Origin of the sequence: Salinarimonas sp. NSM, assembly GCF_052380005.1 — a bacterium.
Classification (GTDB): domain Bacteria; phylum Pseudomonadota; class Alphaproteobacteria; order Rhizobiales; family Beijerinckiaceae; genus Salinarimonas.
Genome location: NZ_JBQTCJ010000001.1, coordinates 122,007 through 138,462 on the forward strand (window position 1 = coordinate 122,007; position 16,456 = coordinate 138,462).

The window sequence follows — 16,456 nt, forward strand, 5'->3', positions numbered from 1 at the left end:
TGTTTGCCTCGATGAAAACTTCTGTTCGCATTGCGAACAAATTCGGGAGCGGGATGTGGACCGCCGCAGCATCGGCGTCATCGTCAATCCGATCGCCGGCATGGGCGGGCGCGTCGGCCTCAAGGGGACCGACGGCGCCGATGCGCTCGCGCGCGCCCGCGCGCTCGGGGCGACGCCCGCCTCGCACGCCCGCGCCGTGCGGGCGCTCGCGAAGCTCGCGCCCCTCGCCGGCCGGTTCCGCCTCCTCGCCTGCCCCGGCGCCATGGGTGCGGACGCGTGCCGCGAGGCGGGGCTCGCCCCCGAGATCCTGCCCGTGAGCATCGCCGGCGACACCACGGGCGAGGACACCCGCGCCGCCGCCACCGCCCTCGCGGCGCGACGCGTCGACCTCCTCCTCTTCGCCGGCGGCGACGGCACGGCGCGCAACGTCCTCGACGGCATCGGCGAGCGCGTGCCCATGCTCGGCATCCCCACCGGCGTGAAGATGCATTCCGCCGTCTTCGCCGCGAGCCCCGAGGCCGCCGGCAACATCGCCCGCCTCGTCGCCGAGGGGGACGCGCGGGTGCGCTTCCGCGAGGCGGAGGTGATGGATCTCGACGAGGCGGGACTCGCCGAGAACCGCGTCTGCGCCCGCCTCCACGGCGTCGCGCGCGCGCCCGTCGAGCGGGCCCTGATGCAGGCCGGCAAGGCCTCCGCGCAGGCCTCCGACGAGGACGCGCTCGACGCCTTCGCCCGCGGCTTCGCCGCGCGCATGGAGCGAGGGCGCCTCTACGTGCTGGGCTGCGGCACGACGCTGCGGCGCATCAAGCGCGCCATCGGCTTCGAGGGCACGCTGCTCGGCGTCGACGTCGCCATCGACGGGCGCGCGCTCGCGCTGGACGTGACGGAGGAGCGGCTCGCGCGCCTCGTCGCGGGGGCGCGGGCGACCATCGTCGTCGGCGTCACCGGCGGCCAGGGCTTCCTCTTCGGGCGCGGCAACCAGCAGATCGGGCCGCAGGTCATCCGGGCGGTGGGGCGCGAGAACATCGTCGTCGTCACCGGCGTGGCGAAGCTCGTCGGCCTCGATCCGCCGGTGCTGCGCGTCGACACCGGCGACCCGGCGCTCGACCATGATTTAGCCGGCTATATTCGTGTCGAGACCGCGCCGGGCCAATCGACCATGATGCGGATCGCGGCATGAGCCGCACGACCCGGCGCATCGCGAGAGACAACCCGCGCGGGACGGCCGCGCGAAGGAGGAGACGGTGAGACAGGACCAGACCCGCGCCCATCCCTGGATGCCGAACTCGGTTCCCGCGGCCAAGGACGCGATGCTCGCGGCGATCGGCGCCAACGCGATCGAGCAGCTCTTCGTGCAGATCCCGGAGGACCATCGCTTCCGCGGCACCTTCGACCTGCCGCCGGCGCTGCCCTCCGAGGTCGAGCTGAAGAAGCACCTCCTCAAGGTGCTCGGCAAGAACCGCAGCTGCGAGGAGAACCTGAGCTTCCTGGGTGCCGGCATCTACCAGCACCACGTTCCCGCCATCGTCGACGAGGTCGCCGGGCGCAGCGAGTTCCTCACCTCCGTGTGGGGCACGCCGATGTCCGACCACGGCCGCAACCAGGCCTGGTTCGAGTTCTGCGCCCAGCTCGGCGAGCTCGTCGGCATGGATTTCGTCGGCCTGCCCGTCTATTCCTGGGGCTGCGCCGCCGGCAACGCCGCGCGCATGGCCGCGCGCATCACCGGGCGCCGCAGGCTCCTCGTCCCCGCCTCGATGGACCCGGAGCGGCTCGCGGTCGTGCGGCAATATTGCGAACCGGTCCAGATGGCGAGCCACATCGCGGTGGAGACGATCGCCTTCGACCCGAAGACCGGCCTCCTCGACCTCGACGATCTCGCGGCGAAGCTCGGGGACGACGTGGCGGGCGTCTATTTCGAGAGCCCGGGCTTCCTCGGCACGATCGAGAGCCGGGGCGCGGAGATCGCCGCGGCGGCGAAGCGGCACGGCGCCATCACCATCGTCGGCGTCGACCCGATCTCGCTCGGCATCCTCGCCCCGCCCTCGGACTACGGCGCGGACATCGTCGTGGGCACGATCCAGACGCTGGGCGCCCACATGAACTGCGGCGGGGGCGCGGGCGGCTTCATCGCCTCGCGCGACGAGGAGGCCTACGCCCGCGAATACCCGACGCTCAACGTCTCGATCACCGGCACCTCGGTGCCCGGCGAGGTCGGCTTCGGCCTGTGCCTCGCCCACCAGTCGTCCTACGGCATGCGCGAGGAGGGCAAGGACTGGACGGGCAACTCCGTCTACCTCACCGCCATCGCGAGCGCCGTCTACATGTCGCTGATGGGGCCCGAGGGCTTCCGCGAGATCGGCGAGCTGATCATCCAGCGCGCGCACTACGCCGCCAAGCGCATCGCCGAGGTGCCGGGCGTCGAGGTCGTCTTCCCGACGGGCTTCTTCAAGGAATTCGTCGTGCGCTTCGACGGAACGGCCAAGACCGTCGCGCAGGTGAACGAGGCCCTGCTCGAGAAGGGCATCTTCGGCGGCAAGGACATCTCCGCCGACTTCCCCGGGCTGGGCCAGGCCGCGCTCTACTGCATCACCGAGATCCACGGACAGGCCGAGATCGATCGGCTGGTCGACGCCCTGAAGGAGGCTGTGCGATGAGCAATCCCCGCGAGGTCACGCAAGCCCGCTGGAACGAGCCGGTCGTCATGGAGATGGGCGTCGCGGGCCGCCGCGGCGCGGTCTTCCCCGCCGCCGAGGCCGACGTCGCCGCTGCCGTCGGCGAGGCGTCCGCGCTCGTGCCCGCCGGCATGCGGCGGCGCGCGAAGCCGGCGCTGCCCGAGATGAGCGAGCCGGACGTGCTGCGCCACTACCTGCATCTGTCGCAGGAGGTGCTGGGGATGATGAACATCAGCCTCTTCGGCACCTGCACGATGAAGTACAATTCCCGCCTCTCCGAGCAGATCTCGCTGCGGCCGCAGATGGCGGACATGCACCCCTACCAGGACCCGCGCACGCTCCAGGGCATCCTGGAGATCGTGCACGAGTTCGACCTGATCCTGCGCCAGCTCTCGGGGATGGACCAGTTCGTGTTCCAGGCCGCCGGCGGCGCGCACGCGGCCTACACGCAGACCGCCGTGACGCGCGGCTATTTCGCGGCGAAGGGCGAGCTGGAGCAGCGCAACCAGATCATCACGACGATCCAGGCGCATCCCTGCAACCCGGCGACCGCCGCGACGTCCGGGTTCGAGGTGATCACCTTGATGCTCGAGGAGAACGGCTACCCGTCGATCGACGCGCTGAAGGCCGCGCTGTCGAACCGCACGGCGGCGCTGATGCTCAACAACCCCGACGACATGGGCATCTACAATCCCGAGATAAAGGAGTGGGTGCGCCTCGCCAAGGAGGCCGGCGCGCTCGCCTTCTACGACCACGCCAACTTCAACGGCGTGATGTCGAAGATCCGCGCCCGGGATCTCGGCTTCGACGCCTGCATGTTCATGCTGCACAAGACCTTCGGCGGTCCGAAGGGCGGCGGCGGCCCGGCGACGGGGGCCTATGGCTGCTCGGCGGAGCTGGCGCCGTTCCTGCCCAAGCCCGTCGTCGTCAAGGACGAGGCGAGCGGCCTCTACGGCCTCGACTACGACCGCGAGATGAGCATCGGCAAGGTGCGCGAGTTCTTCGGCAACCTGCACATCGTCATGCGCGCCTATGCCTGGGCCCGTGCGATGGGGGCCGAGGGCATAGCGGAGGCCTCCGACATCTCCGTTCTCGCCAACAACTACATGGAGAAGCGGCTCCTCGCCATCGACGGCGTGACGAAGTCCCACCCGCATCTCGACGCGTGGCGCCTCGAGATGACGCGCTACTCGCTGGAGAAGCTCAAGGAGGAGACCGGCATCGGCGTCGCCGAGCTCTCCGCGCGCATGGTCGATTTCGGCGTCGACGCGCCCTGGCTCGCCCACGAGCCCTGGCTCGTGCCCGAGCCCTTCACGCCGGAAGCCGGCGAGATGTGGTCGAAGGAGGACATCGATACCTGGTGCGACGTGATCGCCCAGGTCGCGAAGGAAGCGCGGGAGAACCCCGACCACGTCAAGGCGGCGCCGCACAACGCGGCGATCCACGCCATCGACGGCTCCGCCCTCGACGATCCCGCGCGCTGGGCGACGACCTGGCGGGCCTACCTCAAGAAGCACGGCGCGCAGGCCCGCCGAGCCACCGGCTGAAGGCCACATCGAAAGAGCGGGAACGCCCCCATGAGCTTCACCATCCACGGCATCGCACGCACCCGCACCTCCCGCGTCCTGTGGATGGCGCAGGAACTGGGCGTTCCCTACACGCACGTGAAGACGGCGCCGGGCGAGGGGGGCACGCGCTCCCCCGCCTTCCGCGCTCTGAGCCCGATGGGGCGCGTGCCCGTCCTCGAGATGGACGGGCTCGTCCTGACGGAATCGCTCGCGATCAACCTCCACCTCGCCAAGGCCTTCGAGACGCCGCTCGGCCCTCGGACCAAGGACGAGGACGGGCTGATGACGATGTGGACGCTGTTCGCGGCGACCGAGCTCGAGCCCAACGCCCACGAGGTCCTCGTCCATACGCTGAACCGCCCCGAGCCCGATCGTGACCCGTCCGCGCGGGACGCGGCGCTGGCGGCGCTCGCCCGCCCGCTCGCCGCTCTGGACGCCGCGCTCGTCGCAGGCGGCGGGCATCTCGTGGGCGGGCGCTTCACGGTGGCGGACCTCAACGTCGCCTCGATCCTGTTCTACCTGCGCGCGGCGCCGGGCGCGCTCGACGCGACGCCCGCCGTCGCGGCGCTCTGGGAGGCGGCGCAGGCGCGCCCCGCCTACGCCGCGATGATGCGGCTTCGTGAGGAAGGTTGATGGGCGAGCGGCCACCCCTTCCCTCCTGGCAATGGCCGGAGGAGGACTGGCGCGCCCTCGTCGGGCGCGTGCGGGCCGGGCGGCGCCTGCGCCCGCCTTCCTGGAACGGCAAGCGCTGCGCCGTCGCCCTGTCCTTCGACTGCGACCACGAGACCTTCGAGATGGGCGCCGGCGGGCGCGCCATGGGGCGCATCGCCTGGGGCGAGTTCGGGCGGCGCGTCGGCGTGCCGCGCATCCTCGATCTCCTTGCGCGCCACGACGTCCCCGCGAGCTTCTTCGTGCCGGCCGTCTGCGCGCTGATCGACCCCGACGAGCCCCGCCGCATCGCGGCGCAGGGCCACGAGATCGGCATCCACGGCTGGATCCACGAGAACAACTCGCTCATCGCCTACGAGGACGAGCGCGCGCTGATGGAGCGTGCCCGCGACGTGCTGCGCAGCGCGAGCGGCACGGAACCGGTCGGTCTGCGCTCGGCCAACTGGGACCTGAGCCCCGACACGATCCGCATCGTGCGCGAGATGGGCCTCCTCTACGACTCGTCCATGATGGCCGACGAGGAGCCCTACGAGCTCCTGCTCGACGGCGAGGCGACGGGGGTCGTCGAGATCCCCGTCGAGTGGCTGCGGGACGACGCGGTCTACCTCCTCTTCAACCGCAACCCGCCGACGCGGCCCCACACGCCGCCCGCCGCCGTGCTCGACGTCTTCCGGCGCGAATTCGACGCCGCCTGGGAGGAGGGCGGCGTCTTCCAGCTCGTGATGCATCCCTTCGTCATCGGCTACCGCTCGCGCATCTTCATCCTCGAGGAGCTGATCCGCCACGCCAAGGCGAAGGGGGACGTGTGGTTCTGCACCCACGCCGAGCTCGCCCGCCACGCCCGGGATCACGCGCCCGCTTCCGCCCAGGACAGCAGATGACCACCCGTTGCTTCGCCGTGATCGGCGCCGGCTCCATCGGCGTCGCCTTCGCCCTCGTCTTCGCGCGCGCCGGGCATCGCGTGCGGGTCGTCGACCCCGATCCGGGACGCCGCGCGGCGGTGGACGGCGAGATCGCGCTCCGGCTCGACGATCTCGCGGCCCACGGCCTCTTCGACGGCGACGCCGCCGCGGTGCGGGGCCGGATCGAGGCGACGGCGGACCTCGCCCACGGCGTCGCCGACGCCGTCCTCGTGATGGAATGCGCCCCCGAGGACGCGGGCGTGAAGCGTGCGCTCTTCGCCGAGATCGCCGCTGCCGCACCCGCGGACGCGGTCCTGGCGAGCGCCTCCTCGGCGATCGGCGCCTCGCGCTTCGCCGCCGACCTGCCCGAGGCGGCCCGCGCGCGCTGCCTCGTCGCCCATCCCGGCAATCCACCGACGCTCATCCCGGTGATCGAGCTGGTGCCCGCGCCCTTCACCGCGGGCGAGACCATGGACGCGGCCGAGCGGCTCCTCGCCGCCTGCGGCATGCTCCCGGTGCGGCTCGGACGCGAGGTCGAGGGCTTCGTCTACAACCGCCTGCAGGGGGCGCTGCTGCGCGAGGCCTATTGCCTGGTGCGCGACGGCGTGATCGGCGCGAACGACCTCGACACGATCGTGCGCGACGGGCTCGGCCTGCGCTGGTCCGTCGTCGGTCCCTTCGCCACCGCCGACCTCAACGTGCGCGGCGGCATCGCGGCGCATGCGCAGCGCATGGGCGCGGCCTATGCGCGGATGGGGTCGGAGCGCGGGCAGGACGATCCCTGGACGGAGGACCTCGTCGCGCGCGTCCACGCCGAGCGCCGCGCCGCGCTTCCGCTCGAGCGCTGGGAAGAAGGCGTGCGCGCCCGCGACGTCGGGCTGATGCGGGCGCTCGCCGCCCGCCGCGCCGCGCCGGACGCCGACGGGCGGACGCGATGACGACGCTCCCTCCCGCCGTCGACCTCGCCGTCGTCGGCGGCGGCGTCGTCGGGCTGGCGCTGGCGCGCCTCCTGGCGCAGGCGGGCGAGGAGGTCCTCCTCCTCGACGACGGGCGCCACGCGGGCACCACCGCCAATGCGGGGAGCCTCCACGTCCAGATGCAGAGCCGCTTCATCCGGCTCTACCCCGACCAGGTCCCCGCGCTGGAGCGCGCGCTGCCGCTCTACGTCGCCGCCGCGCGGCTATGGACGAGCCTCGAGCGGGAGCTCGGCGCCGATTTCGAGCTCAAGCGCTCCGGCGGCCTGATGATCGCCGAGAACGAGGCGCAGTACGACTTCCTGGGGCGCAAGTGCGACCGCGAGCGCGCGCTCGGCCTCGACGTCGCGATGGTCGGGCGCGACGATCTCCTGCAGCTCGCGCCCTATCTCGATCCCGATGCCGTCTACGGCGCCGAGCTCTGCGCCGACGAAGGCAAGCTGAACCCGCTCCTCGCCAATGCCGCCCTCGCCCGCGCCGCCCTCGGCGCGGGGGCGCGGCTCGCCGGGGAGACGCGGGTCGTGCGCCTCTCCGAGGAGGGCCACGGCTTTCGCGTGGAGACGTCGCGCGGCGTGGTGCGCGCCGCACGCGTCGTCCTCGCCGCCGGAGCCGGGACCGGCGCGCTCGCGGCCCAGCTCGGCGTAACGATCCCCACCAGTGCCGAGCCGCTCCACATGAACGTGACGGAGCCGATCGCCCCCGTGGTGCGCCATCTCGTCCAGCACGCGGAGCGGATGATCACCTTGAAGCAGCTCGCCAGCGGCCACGTCGTCGTCGGCGGAGGCTGGCCGGCGCGGCTCGCGGGGGAGGGCCCGCCCCGGGTCGAGCGCGCGAGCATCCTCGGCAATCTCGCGCTCGCCGCGCGGCTCGCGCCGGGCATCGCGCAGGCGCGGGTGATCCGCACCTGGGCCGGCGTGAACACGACCTGCGACGGCGCCTCGATCATCGGCCCCGCCGGGCCGCGCGGGCTGTTCGTCGCCGTGCCCGGCGACGCCGGCTACACGCTCGGGCCGCTCGTCGCCCGCCTCGCGGCGCAGGCGATCCGCGGCGAGCGGCCCGAGCTCGATCTCGGGCCCTACGACCCGGGCCGCTTCGTCGCAGGCGCGGCTGCGCAAGCCGTACCGGCCTGAGCGTACCGCGGATACGCTGCGTTCTCGAACAACCGGGCGGATACGCCGTCGCGCGCAGGCGTTGAGCTGGCCGCGCTGGAACGGTCGGGCATCGCAGACGCGCGGTAGAATTCCCGGAAATCGCCGTTTCGAAGGCCCTCTTGGCGATTTCGCCCTTGCGCGGCTCCCGGACTTTTGTTCGCTATGCGCACGAATGTACGAGAAACGGGAGCGACCCTCGTCGCAACCCGTCGCCCTCTGGATCGGAGCGCACCATGACGAACAAGACTTCGCACCTCATCACGACGACGCGCGGGGGGGTCTCGCGGCGGACCGTGCTCGCCGGCATCGGCGCGGCCGGCTTCACCGCCGCCATGCCGGGCATCCGCCGGGCGCAGGCGCAGGAGACGACCCTGCGCTGGTGGTCGCCGCAGACGGCGCCGGCGCAGGCCGAAGCCTACGCCTACCAGATCGCGACCTTCGAGGCGGCCAATCCCGGCGTGAAGGTGCTGTTCGAGAGCACCTCCGACGAGGGCTACCCGGCCCAGATGGCCGCCGCCTTCGCGTCCGGCCAGGCGCCGAACGTCGTCACCCACCTGCCCTCGTTCGCGGTGTCCAACTACTGGCAGAACGGCCTTCTCGAGCCCTTCGACGACGTCATCGCGATGATCGGCCCCGAGAAGTACTACGAGGGCGCCAACAAGGTCTACGAGATCACCCCCGGCCAGCACGCCGGCACGGGCATCGGCAATTCCGCGGCCAACATGATGTGGGTGCGCACCGACCTGATGGAGAAGGCCGGGATCGACGCCGTGCCGCGCACCTGGGACCAGCTGCGCGACGCGGCCCAGAAGATGCAGGGCGGCGGGATCTACGGCGCGCCGCTTCCCTACGCGCGCAACTCGATGACGAGCCTCGTGTTCATCTGCTTCGTGCACGGCGCGGGCGGCATGATCTTCTCCCCCGACCTCGAGGTCGCGGTCGATTCCGCCGAGTTCCGCAACGCGCTCGAGTTCTACAAGTCGATGCGCGAGCTCTGCCCGCCGGGCGCGACCGCCTATTCCTGGGGCGAGAGCCTCACGGCCTTCGTCTCCGGCGCGACCGCGACGGGTCTCTACACCGGCCGCGTCCTCGCCAACGTCAACGCGCAGAACCCCGGCATCGCGGACTTCGTCGCGGCGCACGAGTACCCGACCGTGTCCGAGGACGTGCCGCACTGGACCTTCAACGACTTCCCCTCGGTGATGATCCCCAAGGACGCGCCGAACATGGAGCTGACGAAGAAGCTCGCCGCGCACCTCTTCGAGCCGGACGGCTACATCCGCCAGCTCCACGCCGCGCCGGGCCACGTGCTGCCGGTACTGAAGACGATCTCGTCGATGCCCGCCTACCAGGAGAACGAGATCATCCAGAAGTATTCGGACGACGTCGACCGCATGGCCGCCGCGGCCGCCGCGGGCCACAACCTCGGCTGGGAATCGACCGCGCACAAGCCCAATACCAAGGCCGGCCAGATCGTCGCCTCGCACGTGCTGGCCGACGCGGTGCAGCGCTACGTCATGAACGGGGATGCCATGGACGCCGTCGTCTCCGACACGGCCATGCGCCTCGAGGAACTGATGAAGGGCTGATCGGGCGGCGCTCGCCTCTCGTCTCCCTTCGTCACGCGCGACGCCGGGCCGGCCGCACCCTCCATCAGCCCGGCGTCGCCCCCTTTTCCGGATCCGTCATGACCGCTACCGCCCTCACCGGCACGGCCGGGACCGGCTCGTCCCTCGGCTCGGCTCTCGACCGCCGCTACGCACTCCTCGGCCTCCTGCTGATCGCACCGTCGGTGGTGATCTTCTGCATGGTGATCGTCTATCCGCTCGTCTCGGCGATCTACCTGAGCCTGTTCTCCATCTACACGCCGACGCTGCAGGGCGACTTCGTGGCGCTGGACAACTACGCCACGCTGATGGCGTCGGGCGAATTCTGGCGGTCTTTGCTCAACACCGTGATCTGGACCGTGTGCACGCTGACGCTGCAGGTCTTCTTCGGCATCGCGGTCGCGCTCGTGCTGCACCAGAACATGGTCTTCCGCGCGCTGGCGCGCAGCCTGATCCTGTTTCCCTACTTCGTCTCCACCGTCGTCGCGGTGCTGGTCTGGCGGTGGCTGTTCAACGACCTCTACGGCATCCTCAACCACATGATGATGTGGGTGGGCATCATCGACATGCCGCTCGACTATCTCGGCTCGATGCCCAACGCCATGATCAGCGTCGTCGTCGTGGGCGCGTGGAAGTACTTCCCCTTCGTGGTCATCGCGGTGCTGGCGCGCCTCCAGACCATTCCCGAGCCGCTCTACGAGGCGGCCAAGATCGACGGCGCCGGCCCGATCGCGCGCTTCTTCGACGTGACGCTCCCGCAATTGCGCGACGTCCTCGTCGTCATCGTCCTGCTCCGCGCGATCTGGGACTTCAAGGAGTTCGACCTGATCTTCCTGCTCACCGGCGGCGGCCCGCTGATCTCGACCCAGACGCTGCCGCTCATGGTCTACAAGGACGCGTTCGGGCTCAACGACATGGGCCGGGCCTCCGCGGTCGCCGTGACGATGATGATCGTCATGCTCGTCTTCATGATCGGGTACCTGCGCGTCACCGGGCGCGAGGAGAAGGAGGCGGGACGATGACACGCATCCTGCGCCGCCTCGCCTGGAACGCCTTCGCCTGGGGCATCGTCCTCGTGGTCGCCTTCCCCCTCGTGTGGATGATGATCACCTCGGTCAAGCCCCAGTTCGAGCTCTTCCGCATCCCGCCGACCTTCTGGCCGGGCGAGGTGACCTTCGAGCACTACTGGACGCTCCTCGAGCGCACGCCGTTCCTCACCTACATGCGCAACTCGCTCGTCATCGCCACGGTGACGACGGTGCTCGTCGTCACCGCCGCGACGCTCGCCGCGCATTCGCTGGTGCGCTTCCGCTATCCCGGACGCGAGCGGCTGGCGCAGCTGGTGCTGTTCACCTATCTCCTGCCCTCGGTCGTCCTGATCCTGCCGCTCTACCTGATGCTGGTCTGGATCGGCGTGGCGAACACGCTCTTCAGCCTGGTCATCGCCTACACGACCTTCTCGCTGCCCTACGCGATCTGGCTGCTGCGCTCCTTCATGCAGGGCATCCCGGACGACCTCGAATCCGCCGCGCTGGTGGACGGCGCGACGCGCATGGGCGCCTTCGTCGACGTGATCCTGCCGCAGGCGCTGCCGGGCATCATCTCGACCTCGCTGTTCACCTTCATCCTGGCCTGGAACGAGTACCTGTTCGCGCTCGTCCTCGTGAACACGGACGCGGCGCGCCCGCTGACGACGGGCGTGATGAACATGCTCGTGTCCTCCTTCAACATCGAATGGTCGCTGCTCATGGCCGCCTCGGTCATGATGAGCATCCCCCTGATCGTCATCTTCGCCTTCCTCCAGCGCTATCTCACCCGCGGTTTCGGCGCGGGTGGGGTGAAGGGCTGAGGCGGCGCAACCGTAAGACGAGAAGAAAGAGGAAAGGCTTCATGGCGCAGGTGCGCTTCGACAAGGTCCGCAAGGCGTTCGGTGCCGCGGTCGCGGTGGAGGGGCTCGACCTCGTGATCGAGGACGGCGCCTTCGTCAGCCTGCTCGGCCCGTCGGGCTGCGGCAAGACGACGACGCTGCGCATGCTCGCGGGCCTCGAGTTCCCCACGAGCGGGACGATCGCCATCGGCGACCGCGTCGTCAACGACGTGGCGCCGGGCAAGCGCGACATCGCCATGGTGTTCCAGTCCTACGCCCTCTACCCGCACATGACGGTGGGCGAGAACATCGCCTATCCGCTCAAGAAGCACGGCGTGGCGAAGCCCGAGCGCGAGGAGAAGGTCGCCCAGGTGGCGCGCACGCTCCAGCTCGAGCACCTGCTCGCGCGCAAGCCCCGCCAGCTCTCGGGCGGGCAGCAGCAGCGCGTCGCGCTCGGACGCGCGCTCGTGCGCGATCCGCAGGTCTTCCTGCTGGACGAGCCGCTCTCGAATCTCGACGCGAAGCTGCGCGCGCACATGCGCGCCGAGCTGATCGAGCTGCATCGCCGGGTCGGGCGCACCTTCGTCTACGTCACGCACGACCAGCTCGAGGCGATGACCATGTCCGACAAGATCGCGGTCATGCGCGACGGCGTACTGCAGCAATACGCGCCGCCCAAGGAGGTCTACGACCGCCCGGCGAACATGTTCGTCGCGGGCTTCATCGGCACGCCGCCGATGAACTTCCTCTCCGGCGAGATGACGGGCGAGCCCGGCCGCGCCGCCTTCCGCTGCGCCGGCACGGACCTGCCGGTTTCGCTGGAGGACGGCGCCCTTCCCGAGCGCAAGGTGGCGCTCGGCGTGCGCCCCGAGGACGTGACGCTGGGCGAGGGGCCTTTCGTCGGCACCGTGCGCCTCGTCGAGCCCACGGGCCACGAGACCATCGTCGTCGTCGAGAGCCCGGCGGGCTCGCTCGTCACCCGCGCCGGCGCCGACGTCGCGCTCGCGATCGGCGAGCGCGTCCCCTTCGATCTCGAGGCCGAGCGCCTGCACCTGTTCTGCGCCGCGAGCGAGGCACGCCTTCCCGCGACCTTCGGGCGCGCGGGCGCCCCCGCGGCCGCCTGATCACCAACGGAGCCCACGATGGCACGCCCCCTCAACATCGACGCCGCCGCCCTGGACCGGGCCTACGTCCTCCATCCCTTCACCAATCTCGAGGACCACGCCCGCGCGGGCGGACCGATGATGGTGAAGGGCAAGGGCATCACCCTCACCGACACGGAGGGCAGGAGCTATCTCGACGCCATGGCGGGGCTGTGGTGCGTCAACGTCGGCTACGGCCGCGCCGAGATCGCCGACGCCATCCGCGATCAGGCGGTGACGCTGCCCTACTACCACGGCTTCTCGTCGATGAGCACGGACACGCCGGCGATCCTCGCCGCGCGCATCGTGGAGGCGGCCCCCGAGGGCATGGCGCGGGTGTTCTTCGGCTCCTCGGGATCGGACGCCAACGACACCCAGGTCAAGCTCGTCTGGTACTACAACGCAGCGCGCGGGAAGCCGGGCAAGCGCAAGATCATCGCGAGGAACCGCGGCTATCACGGCGTGACGCTGGCGGCGGCGAGCCTCACCGGGCTCGAGGGCCTGCACAAGGGCTTCGGCATCCCGCTCGACTTCGCCCGCCACGTGCGCGCACCCTACCGCCTGTGGGAGGCCGAGCCGGGCGCGAGCGACGCGGACTTCGTCGCGCGGCTGGCGCGCGAGCTCGAGGACATGATCCTCGCGGAAGGGCCCGACACGGTCGGCGCCTTCATCGCCGAGCCGATCCAGGGTGCCGGCGGCGTCATCGTGCCGCCGGCGGGCTACTTCCCGGCGATCCAGGAGGTGCTGCGCCGCCACGACGTGCTCCTCATCGTCGACGAGGTGATCTGCGGCTTCGGGCGGCTCGGCACCATGTTCGGGTCCGAGGTCTACGGCATCGAGCCCGACCTGATGACGATCGCCAAGGGCGTCACCTCCGCCTACGTGCCGCTCTCGGGCTGCGTCGTCTCGCAGAAGGTCTACGAGGTCATCGCGGGCGCCGGGCGCACGCACGGGCCCTTCGGCCACGGCTACACCTATACCGCCCACCCGCTCGCCGCCGCGGCGGCGCTCGCCAACCTCGACATCATCGAGAACGAGAACCTGATCGGCGCCGCCCGCGAGCGGGGCGCCGAGATGCGCGCGGCGCTCGCCGACGCCTTCGGCGATCACCCGCTCGTGGGCGAGGTCCGCGGCGAGGGCCTCGTCGCCGCCGTCGAGCTGGTGGCGAGGCGCGAGCCGGCGACGCGGTTCGACCCGGCACTCAAGGTCGCGCCGCGGGTGATCAAGGCGGCGTTGAAGCGCGGGCTCATCTCGCGCGCGCTGCCGTCCTCCGACACGCTCGCCTTCTCGCCGCCCTTCGTCGTCACCTCCGCCGAGATCGCCGAGATCGTGGGCCGCGCCCGCGAGGCCCTCGACGAGGTGGTCGACGAGCTCTCCGCCGAGGGCGCGCTGGCGCGCGCCTCCTGACACCCGAACGAGACCTCTCCTCTCCAGCGACGAGAACCCCGATGAACAGGGACAGCGTGACGTGGTCCGGCCCGATGCCGGCTCTGACCACACCCTTCGACGACACCGGCGCGATCGACTCGGCCGCCCTTCGCGCGAACATCGACCACCTGCTCGCCGCCGGCGCCACCGGCGTCGTCGCGTGCGGCTGCACCGGCGAGTTCTGGGCGCTCTCGCACGCCGAGCGCAAGGCGCTCTACGCGGACGCCGTGAAGGCGGTCGCCGGGCGCGGCACCTGCATCGTCGGCACGGGCGCGGTGACCGCCCACGAGACGATCGACCTCGCCCGGGCCGCGAAGGCGGCGGGCGCCGACGGCGTGCTCGTGCTGCCGCCCTACTTCGTCAAGCTCTCGGACGAGGAGATCTACGCGCATTTCGCCGAGGTCTCGGCGGCGGTCGACCTGCCGATCATGGTCTACAACATCCCCGGCAACGCCGTGAACGCGGTCTCGCCCGCGCTCGCCGCGCGTCTCGCCAAGCTCGAGACGGTGGTCGCCATCAAGGAGAGCTCGGGCGACTGGAACAACTTCTACGCCACGATGCTCGCCGTGAAGGACGAGATCCGCGTCTTCTGCGGGCCGTCCTCGGTCTACGGCGCGCCCGCGGTGATGCTCGGCGCGGACGGGACGATCGACTGCTTCCCCAACGTCTGGGACGGCTGCCTCGACATCTTCCACGCCGCGCTCGAGCGCCGCACCGAGACCGCCGAGGCGCTCCAGGCGACCGGCCGTCGCCTCACCGACCTGTTCGTGTCGGAGGGCCGCACGCTCTACCCCGCGACCAAGGCCGCGATGGACATGCTCGGCCGCCCGGGCGGCGGGCGTCCGCGCCAGCCGCTGCGCGCGCTCGAGGGCGCGCCGCTCGACGGCCTGCGCCGCGGCCTCGCCGACCTCGGGCTCCTGTGACGACAACGAGAGAAGGAAGAAAACGATGGATCTGGGGATCGCGGGGAGGCGCGCCATCGTGTGCGCGGCGAGCCAGGGGCTCGGGCGGGCGTGCGCGGAGTCGCTGGCGCGCGAGGGGGTGAACCTCGTGCTGAACGCCCGGCGGGAGGGGCCGCTGGCGCAGACGGCGGAGGAGATCCGCGCCGCCTTCGGTGTCGAGGTGGACATCGTCGCGGGCGACCTGAACGAGGCGGAGGCGCGCGACCGGCTGCTGGCCGCCTGCCCGGCGCCCGACATCCTGGTGTGCAACCCGGGCATAAGGCAGGTCCCGGGCGACTTCCGCACCTGGTCGCGCGAGGACTGGCTGTGGTGGTGGGACGGCCACTTCCACTCGATGATCGACCTGATCACCCGCACGACACCCGGCATGGCCGAGCGCAGGTTCGGCCGCGTCGTCTCGATCACGGTGAGCTTCATCAAGTTCCCGCAGGTGGGCTTCGCCCACAGCCACGCCGCACGCCTCGCGCTGTCGGGCGCCATCGCCTCGATGGTGCGCGAGCTGATCCCCCACAACGTGGTGATCAACTCGGTCGCGCCCGGCCTCTTCGACACCGACGCCCTGCACACGAACCTCCACGGCCACGCCAAGCGCGGCAACACGACCTACGAGGCCATCGTCGAGGACCGCAAGAAGACCTGCCCCGCCGGGCGCTTCGCCGATCCGTCGGAATGCGGCGATCTCGTCTCCTTCCTGTGCGGCGCGAAGGCGGGGTTCATCACCGGCCAGAACATCGTCAACGACGGCGGCGTCTACCAGGGGCTGTTCTGATGGCGGGGGCGTCGCTCCTTCCCGCCGCGGGCCGCGTCGCCGCGATCTCGGGCGCCTCCCGCGGGCTCGGCCGCGCCATCGCCGAGCGCCTGCACGCGGACGGCTGGGCGCTCTCGCTGGGTGTGCGCGAGCCGGACGGGCTCGTCGCGCGGCTCGGCCTCGACGCGGCGCGGGTGAGCGCGCACCGCTACGACGCCACCGATCGCGCGAGCGCGGGCGCCTGGATCGAGGCGACGCTCGCCCGCCACGGCCGCCTCGACGCCCTGGTCAACAACGCCGGCATCTTCCGCGCCGGTTCCGTCGAGACCAGCGACGAGGGTGACCTCGACGCGATGTGGGAGGTCAACGTCAAGGGCCCCTGGCGGGTCACCCGCGCGGCGCTGCCGGCGCTGCGGGCGAGCGGCGACGGGCGCGTCGTCAACATCGCCTCGACCGACGGCAAGCGCGTGCGCGACCACACCGCGTCGCTCGGCTACGTCATGTCGAAGCACGCGCTCGTCGCGCTCTCGCACGCGACGAAGCACGCCTCGTGGGAGGACGGCGTGCGCGTCACGGCGCTCTGCCCCGGCGCCATCGAGACGGAGCTGATCGCCTCCGTCCCCGGCGCGACGCCGGCGGGCAATCGCCTCGACCCGCGGACCGTGGCCGAGACGGTCGCGCTCCTCCTGCGCCTGCCCGCCGCCGCCACCGTCTCCGAGCTCGTCCTCAACACGCGCCTCGAATCGACCCTCTAGACCGGGAGCAT

General features: G+C 71.2%; 15 protein-coding genes. All 15 read left to right on the plus strand.

Annotated features, from left to right (window positions below; all coding sequences use genetic code 11):
- Positions 1-55 precede the first annotated feature (55 nt).
- The 15 genes from ACTZWW_RS00625 (at position 56) to ACTZWW_RS00695 (ending at position 16,445) form a co-directional block, all read left to right on the plus strand.
- Positions 56-1,180 carry an ATP-NAD kinase family protein gene (locus ACTZWW_RS00625; RefSeq protein ID WP_444778985.1) on the plus strand — a complete coding sequence of 375 codons (1,125 nt, stop codon included), beginning with the start codon at positions 56-58 and terminating at the stop codon, positions 1,178-1,180.
- A 64-nt stretch (positions 1,181-1,244) separates the two neighbouring features.
- Positions 1,245-2,654, plus strand: a complete 1,410-nt coding sequence (gene gcvPA, locus ACTZWW_RS00630; protein WP_444778986.1) for an aminomethyl-transferring glycine dehydrogenase subunit GcvPA — start codon at positions 1,245-1,247, stop codon at positions 2,652-2,654.
- A complete protein-coding gene (gene gcvPB / locus ACTZWW_RS00635) occupies positions 2,651-4,219 on the plus strand; it encodes an aminomethyl-transferring glycine dehydrogenase subunit GcvPB (RefSeq protein WP_444778987.1) in 1,569 nt (522 codons plus the stop codon). The genes gcvPA and gcvPB overlap by 4 nt, the downstream gene beginning before the upstream one ends.
- 30 nt (positions 4,220-4,249) lie before the next feature.
- On the plus strand, positions 4,250-4,873 hold the full coding sequence (locus tag ACTZWW_RS00640) for a glutathione S-transferase family protein (RefSeq protein WP_444778988.1): 624 nt from the start codon (positions 4,250-4,252) through the stop codon (positions 4,871-4,873).
- The gene (locus ACTZWW_RS00645; protein ID WP_444778989.1) at positions 4,873-5,790 is read left to right on the plus strand and encodes a polysaccharide deacetylase family protein; all 918 of its coding nucleotides are present in this window, start codon (positions 4,873-4,875) and stop codon (positions 5,788-5,790) included. Before ACTZWW_RS00640 ends, ACTZWW_RS00645 begins: the two co-directional genes overlap by 1 nt.
- The gene (locus ACTZWW_RS00650; protein WP_444778990.1) at positions 5,787-6,749 is read left to right on the plus strand and encodes a 3-hydroxyacyl-CoA dehydrogenase; all 963 of its coding nucleotides are present in this window, start codon (positions 5,787-5,789) and stop codon (positions 6,747-6,749) included. The genes ACTZWW_RS00645 and ACTZWW_RS00650 overlap by 4 nt, the downstream gene beginning before the upstream one ends.
- Positions 6,746-7,915: an NAD(P)/FAD-dependent oxidoreductase gene (locus tag ACTZWW_RS00655; RefSeq protein ID WP_444778991.1), complete on the plus strand. Its 1,170-nt coding sequence runs from the start codon at positions 6,746-6,748 to the stop codon at positions 7,913-7,915. Before ACTZWW_RS00650 ends, ACTZWW_RS00655 begins: the two co-directional genes overlap by 4 nt.
- A gap of 254 nt (positions 7,916-8,169) precedes the next feature.
- Positions 8,170-9,525 carry an ABC transporter substrate-binding protein gene (locus ACTZWW_RS00660; protein WP_444778992.1) on the plus strand — a complete coding sequence of 452 codons (1,356 nt, stop codon included), beginning with the start codon at positions 8,170-8,172 and terminating at the stop codon, positions 9,523-9,525.
- A 98-nt stretch (positions 9,526-9,623) separates the two neighbouring features.
- Positions 9,624-10,565 (plus strand): carbohydrate ABC transporter permease, encoded by a 942-nt coding sequence (locus ACTZWW_RS00665; protein WP_444778993.1) that lies wholly within the window; start codon positions 9,624-9,626, stop codon positions 10,563-10,565.
- Positions 10,562-11,392 (plus strand): carbohydrate ABC transporter permease, encoded by an 831-nt coding sequence (locus ACTZWW_RS00670; RefSeq protein ID WP_444778994.1) that lies wholly within the window; start codon positions 10,562-10,564, stop codon positions 11,390-11,392. Before ACTZWW_RS00665 ends, ACTZWW_RS00670 begins: the two co-directional genes overlap by 4 nt.
- A 41-nt stretch (positions 11,393-11,433) precedes the next feature.
- A complete protein-coding gene (locus ACTZWW_RS00675) occupies positions 11,434-12,534 on the plus strand; it encodes an ABC transporter ATP-binding protein (protein ID WP_444778995.1) in 1,101 nt (366 codons plus the stop codon).
- Between the two features lie 18 nt (positions 12,535-12,552).
- Positions 12,553-13,959: an aminotransferase gene (locus ACTZWW_RS00680; protein WP_444778996.1), complete on the plus strand. Its 1,407-nt coding sequence runs from the start codon at positions 12,553-12,555 to the stop codon at positions 13,957-13,959.
- A 41-nt stretch (positions 13,960-14,000) separates the two neighbouring features.
- On the plus strand, positions 14,001-14,903 hold the full coding sequence (locus ACTZWW_RS00685; protein WP_444778997.1) for a dihydrodipicolinate synthase family protein: 903 nt from the start codon (positions 14,001-14,003) through the stop codon (positions 14,901-14,903).
- 25 nt (positions 14,904-14,928) lie between these two features.
- The gene (locus ACTZWW_RS00690) at positions 14,929-15,711 is read left to right on the plus strand and encodes an SDR family oxidoreductase (protein ID WP_444778998.1); all 783 of its coding nucleotides are present in this window, start codon (positions 14,929-14,931) and stop codon (positions 15,709-15,711) included.
- A complete protein-coding gene (locus ACTZWW_RS00695; protein WP_444778999.1) occupies positions 15,711-16,445 on the plus strand; it encodes an SDR family oxidoreductase in 735 nt (244 codons plus the stop codon). Before ACTZWW_RS00690 ends, ACTZWW_RS00695 begins: the two co-directional genes overlap by 1 nt.
- The last annotated feature ends 11 nt before the right edge of the window (positions 16,446-16,456 follow it).